This is a genomic window from Clostridioides sp. ES-S-0005-03 (genome assembly GCF_020658455.1).
GTDB lineage: Bacteria > Bacillota > Clostridia > Peptostreptococcales > Peptostreptococcaceae > Clostridioides.
Genome location: NZ_JACVWI010000001.1, coordinates 396,658 through 420,896 on the forward strand (window position 1 = coordinate 396,658; position 24,239 = coordinate 420,896).

A 24,239-nucleotide genomic window follows, 5' to 3' on the forward strand; every position below is an offset into this window, starting at 1 on the left:
AATGATAAAATATAAGGAGCAATTATTGTGTAGAAGTGAAATTGGTTTAACTTGAAGGGATAAAAAAATGAATAATATAATAAGTATATTGAATGATGTTGTTTTTTTAGATATAGAAGTTAGTGGAATAGACTATTTAAATTCAGAAATTTTAGAAGTTGGAGCTGTTAAAATTAAAGATTGGAAAGCTGAGACATATCAATCGTTAATAAAAAATAAAGCTGAAGTACCTATAGAAGTATTCTCTCTATGTGATAATCTTAAAAAAATTGATTTAGAAGATGCTTTTAATCTAAAAATGGTAGAAGAGGAGTTAAGAAATTTTGTAGGAGATAGTCTGATTATATGTCATGATTTAAGTTTTAAAAGAAAGTTTTTTGAGTACTATATGCCAAAGCTAAAAAATAAATTTATTGATTCAATTGAGTTGGCAATTATTTTAGAGCCATATCATAAGGATTATAGTTTGGTGTATTTAAAAAGTATTTTAACTAGCGATAAATCTGAGACCAAGAATAGAGCTTTATCAGATGCTATTGATACTATAAATATTGTAAATTCTCTTTTAATAAGATTTAATAACCATGAGAAAACTAATTTAGAGCCATTAAGTTTTAAAATAAATTCATATCTAAATAAGTTTAATCTTGGAAAATGGGAATGGAGTAAATTTTTAGAAGAAGCAAACTATGATTTATCTCATGATGTAAGTATTATAAAAGAAGATGAGGAGTTTAATCCAAAAGAAGAAAATATAAAAGAAAAAGAAACTTTAAAAATTTTACGTGAGCAAGAAAAGAAATATGAAGAATTATTAAAATATAAGCATATATGGGAGAGTAAAGAGGGATTTACATATGAATATAGACCAGGTCAGTATGAGCTTACTAAGGCAATACGAGAATTGTTTAGAAATAATGAAGATGACGAAAAAATTGCGTGCATAGAGGCGCCAACAGGGATAGGAAAAAGTGTTGGATACTTATTGCCAGCTATATTAGAAGCTAGAATTAATAAAAAAAGATTGCTAATTTCTACTGATACAAAAGAATTGCAGATACAATTGATAAATAAAGATATTCCAAATGTGTTAAATTCTTTAGGGTTAAATGGTAAAGTAAGTTATGGATATATAAAGGGAAAAAACAACTATATATGTATAGATAGATTAGAAGCATATATAGCAGATTATGAGTCTCAAGAACCTACTAAAGAAGAAATATTATCTTTAATATTTTTAGAAAGATTAGTTGAAGGTGGTAAATATGGAGATATAGAAGAAATAAATTATTGGGTGTTGGATAACTTCAAGGAAATAAATACTCACTTAAGAAATATAAGTTGTGACCCAAACATGTGTAAACCTAAAAAATGTAAAAAAGATTGTCTATATAAAAATAGGACAGAAGAGTTAAAAGATGAACATATAACAGTAATAAACCACTCTTTACTGGCTAAATGGCCATATAAAGATGAAAAGCCTTTAGAAAATATAATAGTAGATGAGGCTCACAATTTAACTGAAAAAGGATATGATTTTTTTTCAAGTATCATAAATTCAAAGTCTTTAAGATACTTATTGCAAGAAATTTATCCTTATGAATTTATACAAGATAGTAGTTTTATGTATAAAAAAACTAATACAAACATGAAGAAAATAAAGGCTTTTGATAAATTCTATCATATATTAAAAATTGAAAGAAAAGATAAACAAAAGATTGCTAGGAGTATAAATCTTATTATTGAAGAAATAGATTCAATATTAGCATTTGGCAATTGTAGTGAATATGGTAATGTAAGCAATTATAACTTAAGGTGGGAATTAAATTTACAAATAGATGAAATTGCAGGAAAAATAAAAAAAGATGATATAGATACTGAAGTTAGCTATAGATTGTATAGTGAAAAGATAAAGCTAAGTTGTGAAAAAATAATAAAAAATTTAGTTTCAATAATAATTGTAATTTATAGGAATATTGATGATGATAGTATAGATAAAGAAACAGATATATACAAGTTTGGAAAAGCAAAGACAAGAGACTTAGAGGATATAAAAATTGTTTTTGAAATTTTCTTGGAGTATGATGAGAATGATGATTATGCAAGAATAGTTGAAATTGAAAAGAATTATAATGATTTTGAATTTAGAGTAGTTCCATTAAAAATAGCAGATTTATTTGAAGAAAATATTTTATCTCAGCTAGAGAAAGGAATATTTTTATCAGCAACCTTAAGTTTATCTCAAAATATGTCTTATTTTAAAACTACATTGGGAATAGATAGGGTTAAGAATATAGAAAAAATTATAGAACCAATTTTTGATTATAAGAATATGGTTTCTGTAGTAGCGTTTTCTGATATTTGTGAGTATAAAAATGCTGAATTTCCAAATGAAATAAGTAAAATTATATCGAATATATCATGCATTACAGAAGGGCATATGTTAGCTCTTTTTAATAGTAAAAATAGACAAGAAAAAACTTATGATATATTAAAAAAATATTTGCATGGTTTAAATTTAGAAATTTATGCTAATAAAAAAGGTGTTAGACATCTTAATGATTTAAATAGAAAGTGTGTAGTACTTGGCTCAAAAGGATGTTTTGAAGGTGTAGACATTCCAGGCGATGGTTTGGTATGTGTAACTTTGGACAAGCTTCCTAATTTAAACCCTAAAGACCCTTTGTATTATACTATAATGAAGAAGTATAATATAGATTATTACAGTATAAATTATCCCCAGATGACTATAAAAGTAAAGCAAGCTATGGGAAGACTTTTAAGAAGTAAATATGATTATGGATGCTTTGTGATTTTTGATGTTGGCACTAATATAAGCATATTAAAAAGACTAGAGCAAGATTTGCATGGTTGTAAAATTTTAAAGATGAATAGTAACGATTTTTATACTTATGCAAAAAAACACTTAAATAAATCTAGAAGCCTAATACTAAAATCTGTTATATTTGATACTATAAAAGCATTACAGGTCAATACTAAAATAGAACATGATGAAGTTGATAAAAATACTATAAAAAAAGATATCAATGAAAATATAAGGCAAAGAGCTGTAAAAGGAGAAGTATATCATATAGATATTGAAAACAAAGATATGAGAGTAAAGTATTTCGATAAAAATTATCTAATAAATCTAGATATATTTATGAGAGAAACATAAAAACTAATGGTGGGAGTGATATATTTGGCAAAACAAAAGTTTTATGCTGTAAAAAAGGGCAAAAAAATTGGAATATATGAGACATGGGATGAGTGTAAAAAACAAGTAAATGGATTTTCAGGAGCTGAATACAAGAGTTTTACTACATCACAGGAAGCAAAAGAGTATGTTTATGGAGCAACAAAACCAACATTTAAAGAAGATGAAGAATTTATAGAAGCATATGTTGATGGTAGTTATGAGCATTCAATAAAGATGTATGGTTCAGGTGTTGTAATTCTAAAGAAGAATGAAGTTATAAAAACTTATAGTAAAAATGGAAAAGAGCAAACTTTAGTAGGTATGAGAAATGTGGCGGGTGAGATAGAAGCTTCTAAAATTGCAATGCAGTACTGTATTGATAATAATATTCAAAACCTGATTTTATATTTTGACTATGAAGGTATTGAAAAGTGGTGCACTGGAGTTTGGAAAACAAATAAAGAAGGAACTATAGCATATAAAAACTTTTATGATAGTATCAAAACGGAGTTAAATGTCAGATTTATGAAAGTTAAAGCGCATTCTGGAAATAAATACAATGAAGAAGCTGATAAGTTAGCCAAAAAAGCTATTGGTATATAATTAGGAATTAGCATGCTATTAAAAAAACATTGACTTATAACCAAAAAAGCAGAATTGTATTATAATAAGATAAGTTTCTGATTTCAAAATAATTGATATTATTATCAATTAAGTAAAACTCATTTAATATAATGCAATCTGCTTTTTTATATGGCAAAAGTATAAAATTTTATATTATGTCTAATTAGAATTGACCATAAAGACCTTCAAGTTCTTCTTTTAACAATTCAGGGTCATTTATACCAATAGACATAGTTCTAGCTAATATATTTGCCTGGTCATAAGTTGATGTCCAAGAGAATACACCACCTAAACAGTTTCTAAGCACATATTGAGTTTTTAAGAATATAGATAATGAATCATCATATGACATTGCAAATTCTCCATCTTTAACTAAATATGGAACCTGAGCAACTCTATCAAATCTATATTCATATCCATTTTTATTTATATAATCTTTTCTAAGTTCATCATAAGTTCTTGTTATAGTGGCACCTAATCTTCCATAAAATGGAAGGCCAAGAAGGATTTTTTCAGAAGGCATTCCAGCATTTTCAAGGTTTCTAACCATTGCATCAACACTATATCCTGGTAAGGATAAGTCTGAGTCAAAAAGGTTTGCCTGATGTTTTCTGCCATTTGGCCCTGTTTCACCTGCTGTGAAATCATAACTCATAAGATTAAAATAATCTATTATTGGAGCTATTTTATCTATTTCAGCACTTGAGTTTATATATCCCATATCCCCTGTTCCAGCTACGCTAAGCCATTTCTCATCTCCTATAACGTCTCTTATAGCTGTTAGTAAAAGTGTGAAATTTTCTCTATCTTGAGGTCTCGATTTTATACCAGCTGCACTACTTCCAGGATATTCCCAGTCTATATCAACTCCATCTAAAGCATATTCATTTATCATTTGATTGACTTGTCTTGCAAAGTTATATCTGGATGTAGGCGTTAAAGCTGCATCGGAGAATCCTTCAGCTCCCCAACCACCAATGGCTACAATTACTTTTAAGCTAGGCTTTTCAGCTTTAAGCGCAAGCAATTGGTTTAGGAATCTAGGATAAGGAATAAATAAATTACCATATTGGTCTATTTCAGCAAATGCAAAAATAACTGCATCTAATAACTGAGCATCTACATTAGTTGGATTACCAAGAACATATTCCATTACAATAGGATTTATATCTGGACAATTTATATTTTCAACTATTGGATTATATGGGTCATTTATTTGTGGTCTAACTAACTTCTTTGAGTCTTTTAATGTTTTCATAGCTATTTTTTTAGAATTTTTTTCACTTGTATAATCATAGTTTTTATAATTTTGTTTATAGAAATCCTCATAGCTATTATCTTCTTTATCGCATTTATCATAGCTATTATCCTCTTTACTACATTTATCGTATTTGTATTTTATTTCATCACAGGATTTATCTTTAAGTTTATCCTGTTTGGAGTTATGAATTTTGTTAGTATTTTTAGTATGTTTTTGTTCGCAATCACAACTATCTTTAACATCCTTATTGTATTCTTGTTTGTGGTCATGAGATTTGTTTATACACTTAATATTTTCTTGTTCGTAATCATTTTCAATATTTTTAGTATGTTCTTTTTTACAACTGTAAGTATCATCAATATTTTTAGTATATTCTTCATCTGTGTAATTATCTGGCACAAAACATAAGTACCAATCCATACATGAATACTTTTTATTACAACTATTTACTCTATTTTTTAACTCTTTATAGTTTTTAGGATATGGCAAGATAACAGGCATTCCAGGGAACCAGTTTGCAGGAGTAACTACATTATCTCTATCACTAGTTTGAAGAGCATCTACTATTCTAAGTATTTCTGGTATATTTCTTCCTGTAGTCAATGGATAATAAAGAATAGTTCTTAATATTTGATTATTATCTATAATAAATACAGAACGGATAGTAGATGTATCACTCATTGGTTTTGATATCATGCCATATAATTTGGCAATTCTCATATCTCTATCTTCTATGATAGGGAATGGGATTTCTACACCTGTAAGTAAAAACATATTGTACATCCAAGCTAAATGAGAGCTATTGCTATCAACACTTAGGCCGATTAATTCTGTATTTCTTTTCTTAAATTCATCATAATATTTAGCAAAGCATAAAAATTCAGTAGTACAAACTGGTGTAAAATCACCAGGATGTGAAAATAAAACAACCCAATTACCTTTGTAATCAGACAGTCTAATAGGGCCATCTGTTGTATTGGCTTTAAAATCAGGAGCCTTGGATCCTAAACTTGGCAAATTTGGCATGTAAATCACCCCTCAATAAATTATCATTTATTTCATTCTATTAATTAGCACAGATTAGTGTTACTATTTTATAAAAATGAAGGAATACTAATGTCAAAAAAAGATATTTATTAAAAATATTTAATATTTTCGTAATATAAATGACAATAATAATTGCTATTTTTTTACTAATTTGGTATAGTAATGGATAAGGGGTAGTGTCAATATTAGTGATTATACGAGGTGATTGGATTGAAAAAAATTCTAAGAATTTTAGTTATCTCCATGATGATATGTTTTGCAATGACTTTTGCATTAGTATTAATAAATTCAGTTATGGGAGTACATGTAGGATTGGATTATTACTTTTTAATGGCGAGTGTGCTTACAGTATGCTTGACTACAGGAGTTGTTTTATGCAATGCTAGAAAAATATTTGCTAACAAAACTATACATACAACAAGAATGAAAAATGTCAGTGCTAATAAAAAACAAAAAAGTCATTCTAGGGATATAAAAAGAAAGATATCATAATTTATGTAAAGGAAATATTTATGTATAAAATAATGATTGGTAGGTAAAATAAAAACACGATTTAACTTGTGTTTTTATTTTTTTTCAGGAATTATGATATAATAACCAATAAGAAATTTAGTTTATCATAAATATAAATATTGCTAAATAGAGAGGGAACTATAATGAATTTTAGAGATTTATTTGAAAAAACTGTAGATTTTATTGATGAAAAAAGAAAATCTATAGTAGCAGTTTCATTATCAGCATTAGGCATACTTGTTTTACTCATAGTATTTTTCTTAAGTAGTAATGAATTTAGTGTAGGAAATGAAGCAAATGAGTTGTTAAAAATTGTAGAGAAAAGACAATACTCTATTGCTGTGGATTACTATGCAAGTGTAGATAAAAAGTTTTCTGATTCAAAAATGGAAAGGTTTAATAAATCCATTTCTAAAAAAATAAATAAATTATTATTAAATAGTGGTGACAAATATTTAGATGGAGATATAAGTCAAGAAAGTTTTATTGGATTAATAAATACAGTAAAATCATTAGATAAAATAAATATAAATGTAGATGATTTAATAACTCAAGCTAATAGAGTTGGAGAAATGTATAAAGAAGAAAATATTACTTACAATGTGGCAATTTCTTACATAAATACTATTTCAATTTTAAATGGTATAGGTGGCAACTTAGATGTATACAAGCAAAATGTAGAAACAATTAAAGAATCTAGAGATGTTTATGACTCTGCAGTAAAAGACCAAAAAGTATATAAATATTATGATGCTATTGAAAAATATAATAAAGTATTAAAAGAAGACGAAAAATATTATAACCTAGCTCAAAATGCTAAAAAACAATGTGTTGAAGAAATGTATGATTACTATATAAGTAAAGCAGAAGAAGCAAACACTTCTGGTGATTATGAGAAAGCATTACAGTATATAGACTATCTAAAAGAAGACTATTCAGACGATGAAAAGGTACAAAGTTTAGAGAAGAAATATAAAAAGAATTTATCATTGTATACTTTAACATCTGATGACATTATAAATATAATCTCTAAAAAAAGTGGGAAAGAAAAGGCAAATCTATCTATAAACTCACTTCCACAAATGGTAAAAAACGATAAATACTATTATGCTGAGGTATATGAGTATGATAAATTAATAAATGAAGTTTTAATAAGTGCAAAAACTAAAGATTTATATTCATATAAAGATGGTAAAAAAGATTATAAGGTGGACTATGGAGAAGGATATTTTAGAATACTAGAAGATGGAAGCTATCAATTTGGTATTACTAAAGATAAAGCTAAATTTGTGTTGACTAATACTCTTGATGAAAAAGAAAATAAATATAAAAAGATTGATATATTGGATATAGAAAAAGCTGATAAATATGTAAAAAGTAAAAAAAGTTTAGAAGAATTATTTGGAAAACAAAAAAATATTTATTATTATGCTGTAGTAAACAAAGGTTTATTTAGAGGAAAAGAAGTTTATGCTATCAACATATACAATGAAAAAATATATTCTATATCAGAAAAAGGATTGAGTGAATATTAGTTATTTATATTGATAATGTTAAATTATTATATAATTAAAAAATTTTTAGGTTTTTAAGGCACATTATGTAGTAATATAATAGTAGGTGTATATAAATAATTTTATTGTAAGGAGAAGTAAGGGATGATTAATGTGAACAAAAAGCTAGTTATAGCTATTGGAGCTGTAGCATTATTATTAGTAATATTTGTAGGTATAATGTGTATACAGTTTAAAGGGGAGAAAATAGCAAAAAACACATATGTTAATGGCATAAGTGTTGGAGGATTAACTAAATCTCAGGCTAAGCAGGAATTAGCTAAAAAATACAATTTAGATAATGTTGAATTTAATTACAACGATAGAAATTGGAAAGTTAAAAGTCAAGACCTAAATTTATCTGCTGATTTGGATAAAACTGTAGAAAATGCATATAATTTAAATAGAAAGAATGGTTTCTTTAGCAACCTATCAAAAACTATTTCAGCAAATTTTGGTAAAAAGAGTGATTTAGTAGTAGTAACAAATTATGATAAAAATAAGTTAAAAACAGAAATGGAAAAAATAGCTAAAGAAATAGATGTAGAGGTAAAAGAGGCAACAATTGATATAAGTAGTGATAAGGTGAAGGTTGTACCAGATTCTGATGGTCTTAAAATGGATATTTCTAAGAGTATGAATAGTTTTGACAGTCAGATTAAAAAAGGAAAGTATACAAATAAGTTAGTAGTAAAAGCTACTTCAGCAAAAATAAAAAAAGAGCAACTTGCTAATATAGACACAAATTTAGGTAAATATGCAACAACATTTAAAACTTCTCAGGTAAATAGAAGTATAAATATAAAATTAGCAACAGATAGTATAAGTAATATTTTACTTATGCCAGGAGAAACTTTTTCGTTTAATGAACATACAGGAAAAAGAAGCAAAGCGAATGGCTACAAAAGTGCTCCTGTTATAGTAGAGGGAGAAATGGAAGAGGATTATGGTGGAGGAGTTTGTCAAGTTTCATCAACTCTATATAATTCTGTTTTATATGCAGGCTTAGAAATTACTAATGTAAAAAATCATACTATACCATCAAGTTATGTTCCAAAAGGAAGAGATGCCACTGTTGCAGACAGCGGAATAGATTTCTTATTTAAAAACAATCTTAAGCATCCAATTTACATAAAAAATTACGTTTCAGGAAATCAAATTGTTTGCAATATATATGGAAGCGCAGAGGATAAACAAAATATAACAATATCAACAAAATTAGATGGAGTTTCACAAACTACAATGAAGAGGGTCAATGATTCTTCAATGCCTAAAGGAAAAGAAAAAGTAGATAAGAGTGGAAGAAATGCATACTCTGTATCAACATATAGAACATTTAATGATGCAAATGGCAAGAAAATTAAAACTGAAAAAATAGCTAATTCATATTATCCTAAGAAGGAAGGTATTATATTAGTTGGAACTATGGAACCAAAACCAGAAGAAAAGCCAAAGACAGATGAAAATAAAGATAATCAAAATACAAATAATCAAAATACAGATAATAAACCAAAACCAGAAACACCACCAACTGATAATAAACCTAGTGAGACACAACCACAACCACAAGCTTAAAGTTCTCAAGAATAGGATTTATGTAGAGTATTAAAAAATATAAATCTAAATAGGAGGGATTACTTTGAATTTAAATAATATAACTAATTACGTTCAAAGTATTTGCGAGAATATTTCTAATGTGTTAGATGTAGATGTTACTTTAGTTACAAAAGATTTGACTAGGATAGCAGGAACAGGAATATTCAGAGGTAAAATAGGAGAAACAATATCAGAGAAATCTGTGTATTCTCTTGTTTTAAAAGATGGAAAATCCTATGTTATAAATAAGGAAATAGAAGAGAACTGTAATAAGTGTGCAAATAGAGAAAACTGTAAAGAGTTAGCAGATATCTGTACTCCTGTTAAAATGGGAGAACATATACTTGGAATATTGGGTATAGCTGCATTTAATGAAGAGCAAAAAGAAAAGATACTTTCAAAAGATAAGGAATTAACTGCTTTTGTAAGGAGTATGTCTGATTTAATATCTTTTAAATTGGATGAACTATACAAACAAGAGGTTAAGACTATGGATGACCTTGAAAGAGAAGCTATAGAAAATGCTATCAAAAAATATGGCAGTAATACAGAAGGAATGAAAAAAGTAGCAGAAGCATTGAATATAGGTATAGCTACTCTTTATAGAAAAGTAAAAAAATTCAACATTAAAAGTTAGTAATATTGTAAAAAAGGTAACCTTTTCATAAAAAGAATTGGATTACCTTTTTTATTGTGAGAATAATGGCAAAAAATGTATAGTTTTGACTTGACATATTAAATATGTTATCTTAAATATATATTTTGAAGTGGAGGTGATTATTATTTTAGTAAAAGATATAAAACAAGATATAGAAAACATGCCTAGAAAAATTTTAGATATATCTTTGATAGAAGAAAATAAAAGCGATTTAACTTTTTTTAACATAGAAGAAGAAGATGGTGATGAGACACTAAAAGCATTAAAACAAAGCTATGTGACTACTAATTATAAAGAAGAGACTCTTTTAAATTTACAAGGAGCTTTGAAGTCAAAGTCAGACACAACATCAAAGGAGTTGAAATTAGAATCATATAAGAGGTACAATAATGCATTGGACTTAGCGTATAAAGACTATATAACTAGTGCTGTTAATATGGTAAATAAAGCTTTAGAAATAAATCCTAAAGATATTGATATATTAAATCTTAGAGGGCTTCTAAAGTTATTAAAATGCGATTTTGCTAAATCATTTGAAAGTTTTTATACTGCTCTATGTTATGAAAATAATCATATATCAAGAAAATATGTTAATTTAATTTCATCTGAAGATTTCAAAACATTTTTAGGCAGATACAATCATTCTATAAGGTTTATAAATGAAGAAATGAATTATGAGTCAATACATATTTTGGAGAATATAGTAGAGGAAGAACCACAACTAATAGAACCATATGTAATCTTATCTTTATTGTATGATAAACTAGGTAATGTAAAAAAGAGAGAAGGATATTTGGATAGACTCAAAGAGATAGATAAAGATAATCCAGTATTTGAAAAAGAAGAAGAGAAACCAGAAGATACAAGTAAAAAAGAAGAGGAAAAACGAGTTAAAAAGAAGAAGAAAAATAGCTTACCATATATTATATTTGCTTGTATTGTAATTGCAATGGGTGTATATTTTATTCAAAGTAAAAAGAGAATAGAAACCTTGAATAATCAGATAAGTAAGAAAGATGAGAAGTTAACTGAAACTGATAAAAAACTGGGTGAAACAAATAAAGAATTAGAAAAAACAAATAAAGAGTTAGATGAAGCTAAAAATAAAGAACCAGAAAAAGAAATCACTGTAGCTAATGAGGAAGACTTATACTATAAGGCTTTAGATTTAAAGAAAAATAAAGAGTATGAAAAAGCGATAGATAGTTTCAAAAGTATAGTTTCCTCAGGAAAAACTAAAAAATACATTTCTGAATCAATATATCAATTAGCAATAACAAATAAAGCATTGAAAAATAAGGATGAAGCTATAAAGTATTATAAGAAGTATATAAATACGTATACTAAAAATGACCAGTACTATGATGATTCATACTATGAGTTAGGCATGCTATATTATGATAATGGAGATTTAGAAAATGCAAAAAAAACTTTTTATAGTTTAAGAAGTGAAGTTCCAGATAGTATGTATAACAATTCAAAAATAAAAGAAATTTTAAGCAAAAAATAGATTTATATAATTAAGTTTTTTGAAACAACCAAGTATGTATTTTATTAAATTAAAATAAAAATAAATTTAAAGAGAGATTGTATTAAATCATAACTTTCTATTTGAAGAAAGATATTTGCTTGTTTATAAGACTACAAATATATGGTTTGAAACAATCTCTTTAGTTTTTGGAGGTGGAAAATGAAAGTTTTCAATCAATTAGTAATAATTTTATGTATATGGGTAATAGGAGAGTATATAAGTTCATTTATACAAAGTGTTATACTTATTCCTGGGAGTATAGTTGGTATGCTATTATTATTCCTATTGCTACAATTTAAAGTGTTGGATTTAAGCAGTATAGAAAATATAAGTGGATTTTTCCTTGATAATATGGCTGTATTTTTTATACCAGCGGGAGTGTCTCTTATAAAATCACTAGACCTAATAAAAGAAAATGTATTAGTACTTTTACTAGTTATATGTCTAAGTACATTAGTAGTAATGTACACCACTGGAATTATAGTGGAAAAAATGATAAAAAAGAAGGAAGAAGGACAAAAGAATGTATAATGTATTACAAACACCAGTATTTGGTATAATAGTAACAATCGTGTTTTTTAATTTAGGGAGATACATTCAGCGAAAAACAAATAATCCTATATGTAACCCTATGTTAATTGCTATTGTAGGAATCATATTATTTCTAAGCATAACAAAAATTCCGTATGAAAATTACAAGATAGGAGCAGATAGCATAAATTTCTTTTTAGGACCTGTTACAGTAGTGCTTGCAGTTCCACTTTATAAACAGTTTGAATTATTTAAAAAGCATATGCTTGAGATTGTTATAGGAATAGGTTGTGGTATAATAATTTCTTTTGCATCTGTATTAATAATTGGTAAAATAGCTAATTCAGATGTAAGTATAATAAACTCACTTATTCCAAAATCTATAACAACACCAATGGGAATATCTTTAGCAAATTCTTTAAATGGTGTAGAGTCAATAACAGTAGTAGCTATAATTTTTACAGGTATTTTTGGTGGGATGGTTGCTTCAACTGTATTTAAACTTGGAAATATAAATCATCCAGTTGCTAAAGGAATTGCACTTGGGACATCAGCACATGCTCTGGGAACAACTAAAGCTTTTGAACTTGGAGAAGTAGAAGGAGCAATGAGTGGAGTTTCTATTGGGGTTTCTGGTACGATTACAGTAATATTAATCCCAATTATAATGAATTTTATGTAAAAATATAAAGTAACAATAGGCGTCTTTGAATACTTAAAACAAAATAAAATAAAAAAATTTTAAAGTAAAAACTGAATGAAAAAATTGCAAATAATGAAATAAAAAAATCATGTACTGAAATTATAAAAATAAAAATTTCATTTAAAACTTAATTATGAATAAAGAATTATATGGTTAAGTTTACTAAAATACTATAAAAATAAATATTTAAGAAAAAATACTATAAATTTACTATATTGCAAGTTGCATAATATATAGTATCATATTGTGCTAGAAGAATTTTAATTTGGAGCATAAATGAGAGAATTTAAGTACTTTGAAATTTTGGAATATAAAAAAATGCACTAGACATATATATAAAAGATACTATAATAGATGATGTAATAGATGACAGTTCAAGAAACTCTATGAAAAAATTTGCTTGAAATATTATCTATTACATCAGTAATAATATATATAAAAGTAAGTTTTTAAAATTCTAAAGATTTATAAGAATTGAAGGGAGAAAGAAATGAGTGAAGTTAAGAATACCCTACAAAAACATCCAGCTTTAAGATATTCAACAATGCTACTGGGGATGTTGATGACATCTATAGGAATAAATGGGTTCTTAAGACCAGCACATCTATTAAGTGGAGGTGCTACAGGTATAGCAACATCTATAAACTATTTGACAAATATCAATGTGGGTCTATTAACATTTTTAATCAATATTCCAATATTTATTTTAGGTTTTATATACCTAGAAAAAGAATTTTGTATTTCAAGTTTATTAAATATGATTGTATTTTCATTATTATTAGGTGCAACTCAGGAAGTAAGTAATATCATACCTATCAATGATATATTACTTCAAAGTGTGTATGGAGGTATATTATCTGGTTTAGGAGTTGGTATTGTATTTAGAACTAGGTCTTCTCAAGGTGGTACAGACATTATAGCTGCAATACTAAAAATTAAGAAAAATATAGAAATGAAAGATACTGCTTTAGCAATAAATGGTTTGATAGTACTTACAGGAAGCTTTTTATTTGGTTTAGATTTAGCATTATATACTCTCATAGGATTATTTCTAAATGCATATTCAATGACTTTTATTAAAGATGCAATGAATTATCAAAAATCTGTTATGGTAATGTCAACTGAAGTCGATTTGATAGCAGAAGACATAATGAGAAGTTTAGTTAGAGGTGTAACTTTCTTGGATGCAGAGGGTGCATACACTCATCAAAAAAAGAAGATTATATATACAATAGTTGCATCAAGTGAGATACCAAAGATAAAGGATATAGCTTTAAAATATGATAAAAAAGCATTTATATCTGTAAATGATGTTACAGAGGTAAAAGGAAGAGGATTTAAAGCAAAAGACTTATAAACTATAAAAATATAAGCTGAGGGTTTGTAATATGTAAATTTATATATTATAGTCCTCAGCTTCTTTTATTTAAAAATATAATAAATATGGTTTATTTACTATTTGTGTATCACTTTAAAAGAGGTTATTTTAAAATTAAAATTGAAAAAATTACTCAATGTGTAGAAAACATGACCAGTATTAGGATATAATAAATTTAATAGATTTAATAAAATATCTATGAATAACGTTGGAGGAATGGCATTATGAATTTATCTAAAGAATATGTTGATTTGTATGATAATTATTTAAAATATATAAATGAAGTAAATAAAGAGATTAAGAGCATAAAAAATATGAAAAAACGTGTTTTAAAAAAGGGTGATTTTGCATCAGAAAGTGAAGTCTTGGAATTAGAAGGAAAAACAATTCGTGATATAGATGATGTCGATACAAAAAAGCCAAAAAACAAAATATATAAATTTTCTAATGGAGATGTATATGTAGGAAAGTTTTTAGAAGGAAAGATGGAAGGTCAAGGTTCATATACTTTTTTTGTTGATGAAGGAACTGATATGGAGTACATAGGAGAATTTAAACAAGATAAAAAAAATGGAAAAGGAAATTTTGTATTTTCAAACGGTAATGAGTATATAGGTTATTTTGAGGAAGACATGATGAATGGCATTGGGAATATGCTCTATAACAGTAAAGATGAATATATTGGAACTTGGAAGAATGGCAAAAAAGATGGAAAAGGTATTTATAAATGGAATGATGGATGTATATATGCAGGAGAATTTAAAGGTGGAAAGATGGAGGGATATGGTATTTGTTATAATAGTGAAGGAGAAATACTTTATGAAGGAGAATGGAAAAATAATTTGATTCATGGAAAAGGAACTTACATATGGTCAAAAGGAAAGAAGTATGTAGGAGAGTTTATGCATGGTAAAAAACATGGTCAAGGTACTTTTTATCTAAATAATGAATTAGTTTATGAAGGAACTTGGAAATTTGATAAGCCATCTATCTTTGATAGAACTTTAGATGAAATATTTTCATTAAGATTGTAGCTTTATCTATTAATAGGTAAAGCTTTTTTATAATACTTATTAAATAAAAAACATATAAAGAGATGTTAATAGGATTTAATTAGTATATATTATCAGTATTAATACATGATAATGTATATATTAGAAATTTTTAGTGAAGCTTTTTAAAGGAGGAATATATTGAAAAAATTAATTGCTTTAGTATTAGTAATACTTATTGTTTTATTTTATAGTCCTGAATTATTGAGAGAAGTAGATGATTTGAAGGAAAAATTTTTTCAAAGCGAAATATGGAATGAGTTTTTAGACAAAATAAACTTAAGTGATAATTCAAAGAAAAAGGAAGATGAGAAAAATCAAAGCTCACAACTAAATAATAATGGAGAGAATAATTTAAACGAGACTAATATAAAAAATTTTGAAAAACTAAATTTAGGAGAAAACTTAAATCAAGTTTTAGCTAATATTGGAAAGCCTGGTAGAATTGATACTAGTGAATATGGATTTGACTGGTATGTATATAATCAATATGGAAAAGATTTTGCAATGGTTGGTGTTGAAAATGATGAGGTAGTTGCACTTTACAGTAACTCTATGAACTCATGTGAAAATCAAGATATAAAAATAAATCAAGATAGACAAACAGTAAGAAACAAGATTACTCCATTAAAATATAAGAAAAAAGGAAATACTAGATATATAATAAATTCAGAAAATCAATATGATATAATAAATAAGGAAGGTAAATATATTACAATTTTCTACGATATTCATGAAAAAAATAGAGTTTGTTCATATTTAATAATTGATAAAAGTACAGAAGATGAGTTCAAAGAATTATATCCAACTGATAAAGAAGAACTTAAAAAATGCTTTGAATTTGAAATTATAGACCTTGTAAATAGTGTTAGAAATCAAAGAGGATTGAATTCACTAAGATACAGTGAGCAAGCCACTTTAAGTTCAAGAAAACACAGTGAAGATATGAGAGATAATAATTTTTTTGACCATATAAACAAAAACGATGAAACTCCTTTTGATAGAATGAAAAGAGAAGGAATAATATATACTTCAGCAGGAGAAAACATAGCAGCAGGACAGATTAATGCAATATATGCACATGAAGCTTGGATGAATTCAGAAGGACATAGAAAAAATATTTTGGGGAATTATAATAATATTGGAGTTGGAGTAATATTTGGAGGAAGTTATAAAACGTACTACACTCAAAATTTTTATAAATAACTAAAATATTTGAAAGGAAGTTTAAAAATGACACCAGGGAAAAAAAAGACAATATTTAAGAGTTTAATAGCAGTAGTCTTGTTTTGTGGAATAATACTAATAGCCAATTTTAGTAAAGTTTCTGCTTTAATGATGGAAACGAATGAAAATATTTTAATTAAACATGGTTCAAGGGAAAAGAAACTAATAGCAATTACCTTTGATGATGGACCTCATCCTAAAGAAACTGATCAAGTTTTAGATGTGTTAAAGAAGTATAATGTAAAGGCTACATTTTTTATAGCTGGAAAACATGCACAGTGGTATAAAGAACCACTGGTAAGAGCAAGTAAAGAAGGGCATGAAATAGGAAATCATACTTTTAATCATCCTGATATAAGCAATTTAACTTCTAGTCAAATTGAAGAGGAGATTGTTAAGTGTGAAGAAATTTTAAAGAAAGTTACTGGAAAGAAACCTACATTATTTAGACCCCCATTTGGGAGTTACAGAGAAAAGGATTTAGTAGAAATTGCAAAAAAGCATGATTACAAAGTAGTTTTATGGACAGGCGTAGATGTGAGGGATTGGAAAAATCCTGGAGCTAATAGTATCGCAGATAAAATAATTAATAAAGTACAAAATGGAGATATAATACTTTTACATGACTATGCAACTGATGATACAGTCAAAGCTTTGGATATATTTATTCCAAAGATGATAGAAAAAGGTTTTAAGTTTGTTACAGTTTCTGAATTAATTAAATAATTTTTTGGGGGGGAGATTTATAGTATGATTCTCATGATAGACAATTATGATTCTTTTGTGTATAACTTAGTACAATACATAGAAGAATTGGGGGAAACAGTTATAGTAAAAAGAAATAATGAAATAACATTAAGAGATATTGAAGAACTAAATCCAGAGATAATTGTGTTATCTCCAGGTCCATGTTCTCCAAAAGAAGCTGGGGTTTGTATAGATATTGTTGAATATTTCAAAGATAAAAAGCCTATACTAGGAATTTGTTTAGGTCACCAAACTATTGGACATGTTTTTGGTGGTAACATAATAAAAGCACAACAACCTGTTCATGGAAAAGTATACAGTATAAACCATAGTAATAAGGGAGTTTTTAGTAGTCTTAAAAATCCTTTAAATGTTACTAGGTATCATTCGCTTATAATTGATTCTGATACAGTTCCAGATGAACTTGAAGTTACAGCAACAACAAGTAAAGGTGAAATAATGGGAATTAGACATAAGAAGTATTTAATAGAAGGAGTACAATTTCATCCAGAAGCTATTTTATCAGAGTATGGTCATGAAATGCTGAAAAACTTTATAAAAGAAGCTAGGGAAAGGATACATAGATAAAATGATAAGAGAAATAAAAACTAAATTAAATTCTTTTGAGATATTTACTATTTTTAGAAATGAAAATGATAGTTTTATATTAGATAGTGCTATGGACAAAGAAAAGTTAGGAAGATATTCTTTTATAAGTAGCCAGCCATTTAAAGTGTTAAGATATAAAAATACTGATGAAAATCCATTAGAAAATTTGAAAAAAGAATTAGATAAATATAAAGTTGTAAATAAAACTGACTTACCGTTTATAGGTGGAGCTGTAGGATATTTGTCTTATGATTTGGGAAATTATATAGAAAAATTACCTAGAACTGCTATAGATGATATTGAGATGCCTGATATGTATTTTGGATTTTATAACCATGTTATAGTAATAGACCATTTGAAGGGAAAAACTTACATAGCCACTCCAGATATAGATATAAAAGTAGAAGAAAAAATAATAGCTGATATAGAAGAAAAAATATTAACAGGAGAGAAAAAAGGAATAGATAGTATATGCTATCAGGAAAAAGATGTAAAACCTATTCAACTTAAATCTAACTTTACAAAGGAAGAATTTAAAAATGCAGTTGGAAATGTTAGAGAGTACATAAGACAAGGTGACATATATCAAGCTAATTTGACACAAAGGTTTAGTGGGGAAACAGAATTGACAAGTTTTGAGTTATATAGAGATTTAAGAAGATTTAGTCCAGCACCATTTGGAGCATTTTTAAATTTTGAAGAAGCACATATCTTATCAAATTCTCCAGAGAGATTTATAAGATGTATTGATAAAAAAATAGAGGCAAGACCAATAAAAGGCACTCGACCAAGAGGTAAAAATAAGGAAGAAGATTTAAAGCTTCAAGAGGAACTTAAAAATAGCGAAAAAGATAGAGCAGAGTTACTTATGATAGTGGATTTAGAAAGAAATGATATTGGTAGAATATCCAAAACTGGAAGTGTCAAAGTTCCAGAGTTGTTTGTAATTGAACCTTATGCAAATGTAAATCATCTGGTTTCAACAGTTGTAGGTGAACTAAAAGATGATAAGGATGCTACTGATATAATAAAAGCAACTTTTCCAGGTGGTTCTATAACAGGAGCACCTAAAATTAGAGCAATGGAAATCATAGACGAACTGGAACCAACACAGAGAAATGTATATACTGGTTCAATTGGATATATAGGTTTTAATGGTGATATGGATTTTAATATAGCAATTAGAACTATAATAAAAAAAGAGAAAAAAGTATACTTCCAAGTTGGAGGAGGCATGACTTGGGATTCTGACCCAGATGAAGAATACCAAGAAACACTAGATAAAGCAAAATCTATAATGAAAGCCTTGAGGGGATATTATGAAGAATAATTTAAGCTTTAATAGTAGCTTGAGTAAATTTGGAATTGGGTTATTTGAGACTATTAAAGTTAAAGATGGTATAGCTATAGATTTAAATACACATATAGATAGGATGCTCAATTCGATAACATGTTTGGATTTGAATATAAATTATGAAAAGCGATTTCTAATAGATGAAATTATTAAATACATAAAAAAAGAAAATATTATTAATAAAGCACTTAGGATTACCGTTTTTGATGAAGGTTACAATATATCTATTAGAGAAATTCCATATAATAAAGAAGCATATAATAAAGGTTTTAAATTGACTATATCTCCTATAGTTAGGGGAGATAGCCTAATTTATAGACATAAGACTACTAATTATTTTGAAAATATATATACTAAAAATATTGCAAATAAGAATGGATACAATGATGGTATATTTATAAATTCAGATGGTGTGATTTTAGAATGTTCTATGAGTAATATATTCTTTATAAGAGGAAGTAAAGTATATACACCCAGTAGTAAATTACCAATTTTAAATGGAACAATAAAAAAAAGGATTATAAAGATTTGTGACGAATTACATATAGAGTTGATGGAAAATGAAATTAACATATCAGAAATTAGTAGTTTTGATTTTGTTTTTGTCACAAATAGTCTTATGGGAGCAATGAAAGTTACAGAAATTGACAAGACAGAATTTGGCAAAGAAAATATTATTTTTAATAAAATAATAGAGTGTTTGTAATAAATTAAAATATTAACAATTTATTGGAGATAAGAGATGGCAAGTCATACTTATAAAGTATATAGTGAAAATATTAAAAAAATAATAGACAATCCAAATACATTAGCAGTATTTCTAGTGGGTTCTAGTAAAGATGTAGATTTTAGTTTTTATAATGTAGAAGTTAATGATATTGATGTATTCGTTTTTGTAAAAGAAGGGGAAAAACAAGAGCGAGTACTGTTTGAACAAAAGGGAATAGAATTTGATATAAATTATTTTTCAAAAGATGGTGTAAAAAAATTATTGTCAGATAGAGAGTACTTCTTTGTGAAAGAGATGAAGGATGCTAAAGTACTATTTGATATGGAGAATATATCCAATACTATAAAAGATATGAGCAGAGATATTTACTTAAAAGGTCCTAGCAAATTGTCTTTAGAAGAAAAGTCTTTTTTAAAACAAGATATTGAAACAAAAATATCAAAGTTGAAAAATAAAGAAAAATTTGATGTTTTTGAATATCATTTTTTGACGAATTTATATTTAAAAGATATAATAATTGGGTACTTTAATATAAATGATAAATGGGTACCAAAAGATAAAAAATTGCTAAAAGTTTTGAAAAAAGAAAATAAGGAACTTTTTAACCTAGTATCAAAGGTAAGTGAAAGTTATGACTATCAAAAACTTTTAGATGTTTATAATTATATTTTTAAAGAAATTGAGACAAAAAAGATTATAAAATTAATCTTCTAGTCACGAGTCAATGGGGGGAGTTTAAATGAATAAAGTAGATAAAGAAAAAATACAACATGCAGTAAGAGAAATATTAGAAGCAATTGGTGAAGACCCAGATAGAGAAGGTCTAATAGAGACTCCAAATAGAGTTGCTAGAATGTATGAAGAGATATTCTCTGGTCTTAGTGAAGAACCAAGAGACCACTTAAAAGTTCTTTTTGCAGATGAAAAGCATGAAGAACTAGTACTAGTAAAAGATATTCCATTTTATTCATGCTGTGAGCATCATTTGGTTCCTTTTTTTGGAAAGGCACATATCGCTTATTTACCAAAAGGTGGAAGACTTACAGGGCTTTCTAAGCTTGCTAGAGTAATAGACACATTAGCAAAAAGACCTCAATTACAAGAAAGAATTACTAAAAATGCAGCAGACATAATAATGGAAGAGCTACAGCCATATGGTGTTTTAGTAGTAGTGGAAGCTGAACATATGTGTATGACAATGAGAGGTGTAAAAAAGCCTGGTTCAAAAACTGTTACATCAGCAGTTAGAGGTATATTTGAAAAAGATATTGCATCAAGAGCTGAGGCTATGAGTTTAATTACTATGAAGTAGTAAATTATTGTAGATAAAAATCGTTTGATAAGATATAAATTTTAATTTAAGGGAGTGTCATTAACTGTGTTTGATTATGGTAAAAGAACTTATATAATGGGTATATTAAATGTAACTCCAGATAGTTTTTCTGATGGAGGAGACTTTAGTAATTTAGACATAGCAATAAAACATGCAAAAGAAATGGTTGAACAAGGTGCTGATATAATTGACTTAGGTGGTGAATCTACACGTCCAGGTCATAGCTATGTAGATTCAGAGGAAGAACTAAGAAGAGTAATCCCTGTGATAAAAAAACTTAAAAAAGAATTAGATATACCAATATCAATAGATACTTACAAGGCAGATGTTGCAGAAGAAGCTCTAAAATTAGGTGTCACTATGGTAAATGATGTTTGGGGGCTTAGAAGAGATAAGAATATGGCTTCTGTGGTAGGAAAATATGATGCAGAAGTATGTATAATGCATAATCAAGATGGGACAAACTATGACAAAGATATAATGGAGTCAATAAAGGACTTCTTTAAAGAGAGCATAAAAATGGCAATAAACTGTGGTGTAAAAAAAGAAAAAATAGTTCTTGATCCAGGGATAGGGTTTGGGAAGACATTTGAGCAAAATATAGAAGTATTAAGAAGATTAAATGAATTGAAAGAATTAGACTATCCTATTTTACTTGGAACATCTCGAAAATCAGTAATAGGAAAAGTACTTCCAGTTGAACCTAAAAAGAGATTGGAAGGAACAATAGCTACTACTGTACTTGGAATAAGAGATGGTGTAGATATAGTTAGAGTGCATGATGTTTATGAAAATTTAATGGCAGCTAAAATGACTGATGCAATATATAGAAAGTAGGTGTAGTATAATGGATAAAATATTACTTAGTAATCTAGGATTCTATGGATATCATGGTGTGCTTAAAGAAGAAAATTTTCTAGGTCAGAAATTTTTTGTCGATATGGAACTTTATGTTGATTCAAGAGAAGCAGGACTTAGTGATGATATAAATAAATCTGTAAACTATGCTGAAGTTTATAGTGTTGTTAAGGATATTACAGAAAATAAACAATTTAATCTTTTGGAGGCTTTGGCAGAGAATATTGCTGAAGAAGTCTTAAATAAATTTAACCTTGTAAATGGAGTTATGGTTAGAGTTAGAAAGCCAGAAGCTCCTGTAAATGGAATTTATGACTACTTTGGTGTTGAGATAAGGAGAACAAGAGATGAATAAGGCTTATTTGGGAATAGGGACGAATATGGGCAATAGATTTGATAATCTATCAAAAGCATGTGAACTTTTGAGAGATAGTGATTCTATATATGAAGTAAAAGAATCAAAATTATATGAAACAAAGCCATGGGGATATACAGAACAAGCAGATTTTCTAAATATGTGTGTAGAGATAGAAACAGAGTTTGAACCTTATGAGTTGTTAGAATATTGTCAAAAAATAGAAGAAGAATTGCATAGAGAGAGAATGGTACATTGGGGTCCAAGAACTATTGATGTAGATATACTATTTTTTAATGATGTAGTTTCAACTGATGAAAGATTACTAATACCACATCCAAGGATTCAAGATAGAGCTTTTGTTTTGATACCACTTATGGATTTGAATGAGGAACTTTTAATAAATAAAAAATCAATAAAAGAATATTTAAATCTCCTATCTGCTAAAGAAATAGAAGAAGTAAAGGAGCTTGTAGGTTATGAGAAAAAACCTATTTAATGATAATTCAAAGATAGTGATAAATACAAATAATAAAGAAATAACTGTAAAAGAAGATAAACTTGTAATAGCTGGGCCATGTGCAATAGAAAGTTATGAGCAACTTTTAAAGACTGCTAAATTTGTAAAAAGTCATGGTGCAAATATTTTAAGAGGAGGAGCATATAAGCCAAGAACATCACCAAACTCATTTCAGGGATTAAAAAAAGAAGGTCTTGAAATATTAAAAGCAGTTAAAGAAGAGGTTGGGATAGCTGTTATTACAGAACTTATGGATATAAGAGATATGGATGAATTATATAGTATCAGTGATATAATTCAAATTGGCTCAAGAAATATGCAAAACTTTACTCTTTTAAGTGAAATCGGAAAACAAAATAAGCCTGTTATGTTAAAAAGAGGAATCGCATCAACAATTACTGAATGGATAGGTGCAGCAGAATATATAGCAATAGAAGGAAATAGTAACATTATAATGTGTGAGAGAGGTATAAGAACATACAATGATTATACTAGAAATACATTAGACTTAGCGGCTGTACCGATTATTCAAAAAGAAACGGGACTTCCTGTTGTAGTAGACCCAAGTCATGCTACTGGAGTTAGATATTTAGTAAAACCTATGTCAATGGCATCACTTGCATGTGGAGCAGATGGAATAATGGTAGAAGTTCATCCAGACCCAGAAAATGCTCTATCAGATGGGATTCAATCTCTCTGCTTTGATGAATTTGAAGATTTGATGAAATCAATTAGTGTTTATTAAAAAGAGGCAAGAGCCTCTTTTTTATTCGTGATAGTTTTGATGTAAATTTATAAGATAATAGATATATAATTTAATAGTTAGATTATTTGACATAAATAAAAATCTAATATTGATG

The 24,239-nt window shown here is 27.4% G+C and carries 23 protein-coding genes; 22 read left to right on the forward strand and 1 reads right to left on the reverse strand.

Annotated features, from left to right (window positions below; all coding sequences use genetic code 11):
- Positions 1-67 precede the first annotated feature (67 nt).
- Positions 68-3,178 (forward strand): helicase C-terminal domain-containing protein, encoded by a 3,111-nt coding sequence (locus IC218_RS01870; RefSeq protein ID WP_227823706.1) that lies wholly within the window; start codon positions 68-70, stop codon positions 3,176-3,178.
- Between the two features lie 24 nt (positions 3,179-3,202).
- Positions 3,203-3,802 (forward strand): viroplasmin family protein, encoded by a 600-nt coding sequence (locus IC218_RS01875; RefSeq protein ID WP_227432776.1) that lies wholly within the window; start codon positions 3,203-3,205, stop codon positions 3,800-3,802.
- Between the two features lie 184 nt (positions 3,803-3,986).
- Here the strand turns inward: IC218_RS01875 and IC218_RS01880 are convergent, their stop codons facing one another.
- On the reverse strand, positions 3,987-6,110 hold the full coding sequence (locus IC218_RS01880) for a peroxiredoxin (protein ID WP_227432778.1): 2,124 nt from the start codon (positions 6,108-6,110) through the stop codon (positions 3,987-3,989).
- A 264-nt stretch (positions 6,111-6,374) separates the two neighbouring features.
- Between IC218_RS01880 and IC218_RS01885 the strand changes: the two genes are divergently transcribed.
- From IC218_RS01885 to aroF, 20 genes are all read left to right on the forward strand, one after another.
- Positions 6,375-6,623, forward strand: coding sequence for a hypothetical protein (locus IC218_RS01885; RefSeq protein ID WP_255612780.1), 249 nt, complete (start codon positions 6,375-6,377; stop codon positions 6,621-6,623).
- Between the two features lie 164 nt (positions 6,624-6,787).
- A complete protein-coding gene (locus tag IC218_RS01890) occupies positions 6,788-8,179 on the forward strand; it encodes a UbiD family decarboxylase (RefSeq protein ID WP_227482299.1) in 1,392 nt (463 codons plus the stop codon).
- A 123-nt stretch (positions 8,180-8,302) separates the two neighbouring features.
- Complete coding sequence (locus tag IC218_RS01895) at positions 8,303-9,772, forward strand: VanW family protein (protein ID WP_227823707.1); 1,470 nt, start codon at positions 8,303-8,305, stop codon at positions 9,770-9,772.
- A 64-nt stretch (positions 9,773-9,836) separates the two neighbouring features.
- Complete coding sequence (locus IC218_RS01900; RefSeq protein WP_227432784.1) at positions 9,837-10,430, forward strand: GAF domain-containing protein; 594 nt, start codon at positions 9,837-9,839, stop codon at positions 10,428-10,430.
- 130 nt (positions 10,431-10,560) lie between these two features.
- Positions 10,561-11,961: a tetratricopeptide repeat protein gene (locus IC218_RS01905; RefSeq protein ID WP_227855086.1), complete on the forward strand. Its 1,401-nt coding sequence runs from the start codon at positions 10,561-10,563 to the stop codon at positions 11,959-11,961.
- Between the two features lie 180 nt (positions 11,962-12,141).
- Positions 12,142-12,513 carry a CidA/LrgA family protein gene (locus tag IC218_RS01910; RefSeq protein WP_227432786.1) on the forward strand — a complete coding sequence of 124 codons (372 nt, stop codon included), beginning with the start codon at positions 12,142-12,144 and terminating at the stop codon, positions 12,511-12,513.
- Entirely contained in the window at positions 12,506-13,195 is a 690-nt protein-coding gene (locus tag IC218_RS01915) for an LrgB family protein (protein ID WP_227432787.1), read from the forward strand. Before IC218_RS01910 ends, IC218_RS01915 begins: the two co-directional genes overlap by 8 nt.
- Positions 13,196-13,706: 511 nt before the next feature.
- Positions 13,707-14,573, forward strand: coding sequence for a YitT family protein (locus IC218_RS01920; protein WP_227432788.1), 867 nt, complete (start codon positions 13,707-13,709; stop codon positions 14,571-14,573).
- Positions 14,574-14,818: 245 nt separating this feature from the next.
- Positions 14,819-15,628 (forward strand): MORN repeat-containing protein, encoded by an 810-nt coding sequence (locus tag IC218_RS01925; protein ID WP_227432790.1) that lies wholly within the window; start codon positions 14,819-14,821, stop codon positions 15,626-15,628.
- Between the two features lie 159 nt (positions 15,629-15,787).
- Positions 15,788-16,852, forward strand: coding sequence for a CAP domain-containing protein (locus IC218_RS01930; RefSeq protein WP_227823708.1), 1,065 nt, complete (start codon positions 15,788-15,790; stop codon positions 16,850-16,852).
- Positions 16,853-16,879: 27 nt separating this feature from the next.
- The gene (locus IC218_RS01935; RefSeq protein ID WP_227432793.1) at positions 16,880-17,599 is read left to right on the forward strand and encodes a polysaccharide deacetylase family protein; all 720 of its coding nucleotides are present in this window, start codon (positions 16,880-16,882) and stop codon (positions 17,597-17,599) included.
- A 24-nt stretch (positions 17,600-17,623) separates the two neighbouring features.
- Positions 17,624-18,208, forward strand: a complete 585-nt coding sequence (locus tag IC218_RS01940; RefSeq protein WP_227432795.1) for an anthranilate synthase component II — start codon at positions 17,624-17,626, stop codon at positions 18,206-18,208.
- A 1-nt stretch (position 18,209) separates the two neighbouring features.
- The gene (gene pabB / locus IC218_RS01945; RefSeq protein WP_227823709.1) at positions 18,210-19,559 is read left to right on the forward strand and encodes an aminodeoxychorismate synthase component I; all 1,350 of its coding nucleotides are present in this window, start codon (positions 18,210-18,212) and stop codon (positions 19,557-19,559) included.
- Positions 19,549-20,289: an aminotransferase class IV gene (locus tag IC218_RS01950; protein WP_227432799.1), complete on the forward strand. Its 741-nt coding sequence runs from the start codon at positions 19,549-19,551 to the stop codon at positions 20,287-20,289. The genes pabB and IC218_RS01950 overlap by 11 nt, the downstream gene beginning before the upstream one ends.
- 36 nt (positions 20,290-20,325) lie before the next feature.
- Positions 20,326-21,027 carry a hypothetical protein gene (locus IC218_RS01955; protein WP_227432800.1) on the forward strand — a complete coding sequence of 234 codons (702 nt, stop codon included), beginning with the start codon at positions 20,326-20,328 and terminating at the stop codon, positions 21,025-21,027.
- A gap of 25 nt (positions 21,028-21,052) precedes the next feature.
- Positions 21,053-21,625: a GTP cyclohydrolase I FolE gene (gene folE, locus IC218_RS01960; RefSeq protein ID WP_003429416.1), complete on the forward strand. Its 573-nt coding sequence runs from the start codon at positions 21,053-21,055 to the stop codon at positions 21,623-21,625.
- A 66-nt stretch (positions 21,626-21,691) separates the two neighbouring features.
- Positions 21,692-22,483 carry a dihydropteroate synthase gene (folP, locus tag IC218_RS01965; protein WP_227823710.1) on the forward strand — a complete coding sequence of 264 codons (792 nt, stop codon included), beginning with the start codon at positions 21,692-21,694 and terminating at the stop codon, positions 22,481-22,483.
- Between the two features lie 10 nt (positions 22,484-22,493).
- On the forward strand, positions 22,494-22,859 hold the full coding sequence (gene folB, locus IC218_RS01970) for a dihydroneopterin aldolase (protein ID WP_227432804.1): 366 nt from the start codon (positions 22,494-22,496) through the stop codon (positions 22,857-22,859).
- Positions 22,852-23,358, forward strand: a complete 507-nt coding sequence (gene folK, locus IC218_RS01975; protein ID WP_227823711.1) for a 2-amino-4-hydroxy-6-hydroxymethyldihydropteridine diphosphokinase — start codon at positions 22,852-22,854, stop codon at positions 23,356-23,358. The genes folB and folK overlap by 8 nt, the downstream gene beginning before the upstream one ends.
- Entirely contained in the window at positions 23,339-24,124 is a 786-nt protein-coding gene (gene aroF / locus IC218_RS01980) for a 3-deoxy-7-phosphoheptulonate synthase (protein ID WP_227432807.1), read from the forward strand. The genes folK and aroF overlap by 20 nt, the downstream gene beginning before the upstream one ends.
- The last annotated feature ends 115 nt before the right edge of the window (positions 24,125-24,239 follow it).

Bases quoted from the DNA above. Each gene is read 5' to 3' on its own strand.
- IC218_RS01870 (WP_227823706.1), top strand. From the start codon at position 68: ATGAATAATATAATAAGTATATTGAATGATGTTGTTTTTTTAGATATA.
- IC218_RS01880 (WP_227432778.1), bottom strand. From the start codon at position 6,110: ATGCCAAATTTGCCAAGTTTAGGATCCAAGGCTCCTGATTTTAAAGCC.
- IC218_RS01885 (WP_255612780.1), top strand. From the start codon at position 6,375: ATGATGATATGTTTTGCAATGACTTTTGCATTAGTATTAATAAATTCA.
- IC218_RS01890 (WP_227482299.1), top strand. From the start codon at position 6,788: ATGAATTTTAGAGATTTATTTGAAAAAACTGTAGATTTTATTGATGAA.
- IC218_RS01895 (WP_227823707.1), top strand. From the start codon at position 8,303: ATGATTAATGTGAACAAAAAGCTAGTTATAGCTATTGGAGCTGTAGCA.
- IC218_RS01910 (WP_227432786.1), top strand. From the start codon at position 12,142: ATGAAAGTTTTCAATCAATTAGTAATAATTTTATGTATATGGGTAATA.
- IC218_RS01915 (WP_227432787.1), top strand. From the start codon at position 12,506: ATGTATAATGTATTACAAACACCAGTATTTGGTATAATAGTAACAATC.
- IC218_RS01920 (WP_227432788.1), top strand. From the start codon at position 13,707: ATGAGTGAAGTTAAGAATACCCTACAAAAACATCCAGCTTTAAGATAT.
- IC218_RS01925 (WP_227432790.1), top strand. From the start codon at position 14,819: ATGAATTTATCTAAAGAATATGTTGATTTGTATGATAATTATTTAAAA.
- IC218_RS01935 (WP_227432793.1), top strand. From the start codon at position 16,880: ATGACACCAGGGAAAAAAAAGACAATATTTAAGAGTTTAATAGCAGTA.
- IC218_RS01940 (WP_227432795.1), top strand. From the start codon at position 17,624: ATGATTCTCATGATAGACAATTATGATTCTTTTGTGTATAACTTAGTA.
- pabB (WP_227823709.1), top strand. From the start codon at position 18,210: ATGATAAGAGAAATAAAAACTAAATTAAATTCTTTTGAGATATTTACT.
- IC218_RS01950 (WP_227432799.1), top strand. From the start codon at position 19,549: ATGAAGAATAATTTAAGCTTTAATAGTAGCTTGAGTAAATTTGGAATT.
- IC218_RS01955 (WP_227432800.1), top strand. From the start codon at position 20,326: ATGGCAAGTCATACTTATAAAGTATATAGTGAAAATATTAAAAAAATA.
- folE (WP_003429416.1), top strand. From the start codon at position 21,053: ATGAATAAAGTAGATAAAGAAAAAATACAACATGCAGTAAGAGAAATA.
- folB (WP_227432804.1), top strand. From the start codon at position 22,494: ATGGATAAAATATTACTTAGTAATCTAGGATTCTATGGATATCATGGT.
- folK (WP_227823711.1), top strand. From the start codon at position 22,852: ATGAATAAGGCTTATTTGGGAATAGGGACGAATATGGGCAATAGATTT.
- aroF (WP_227432807.1), top strand. From the start codon at position 23,339: ATGAGAAAAAACCTATTTAATGATAATTCAAAGATAGTGATAAATACA.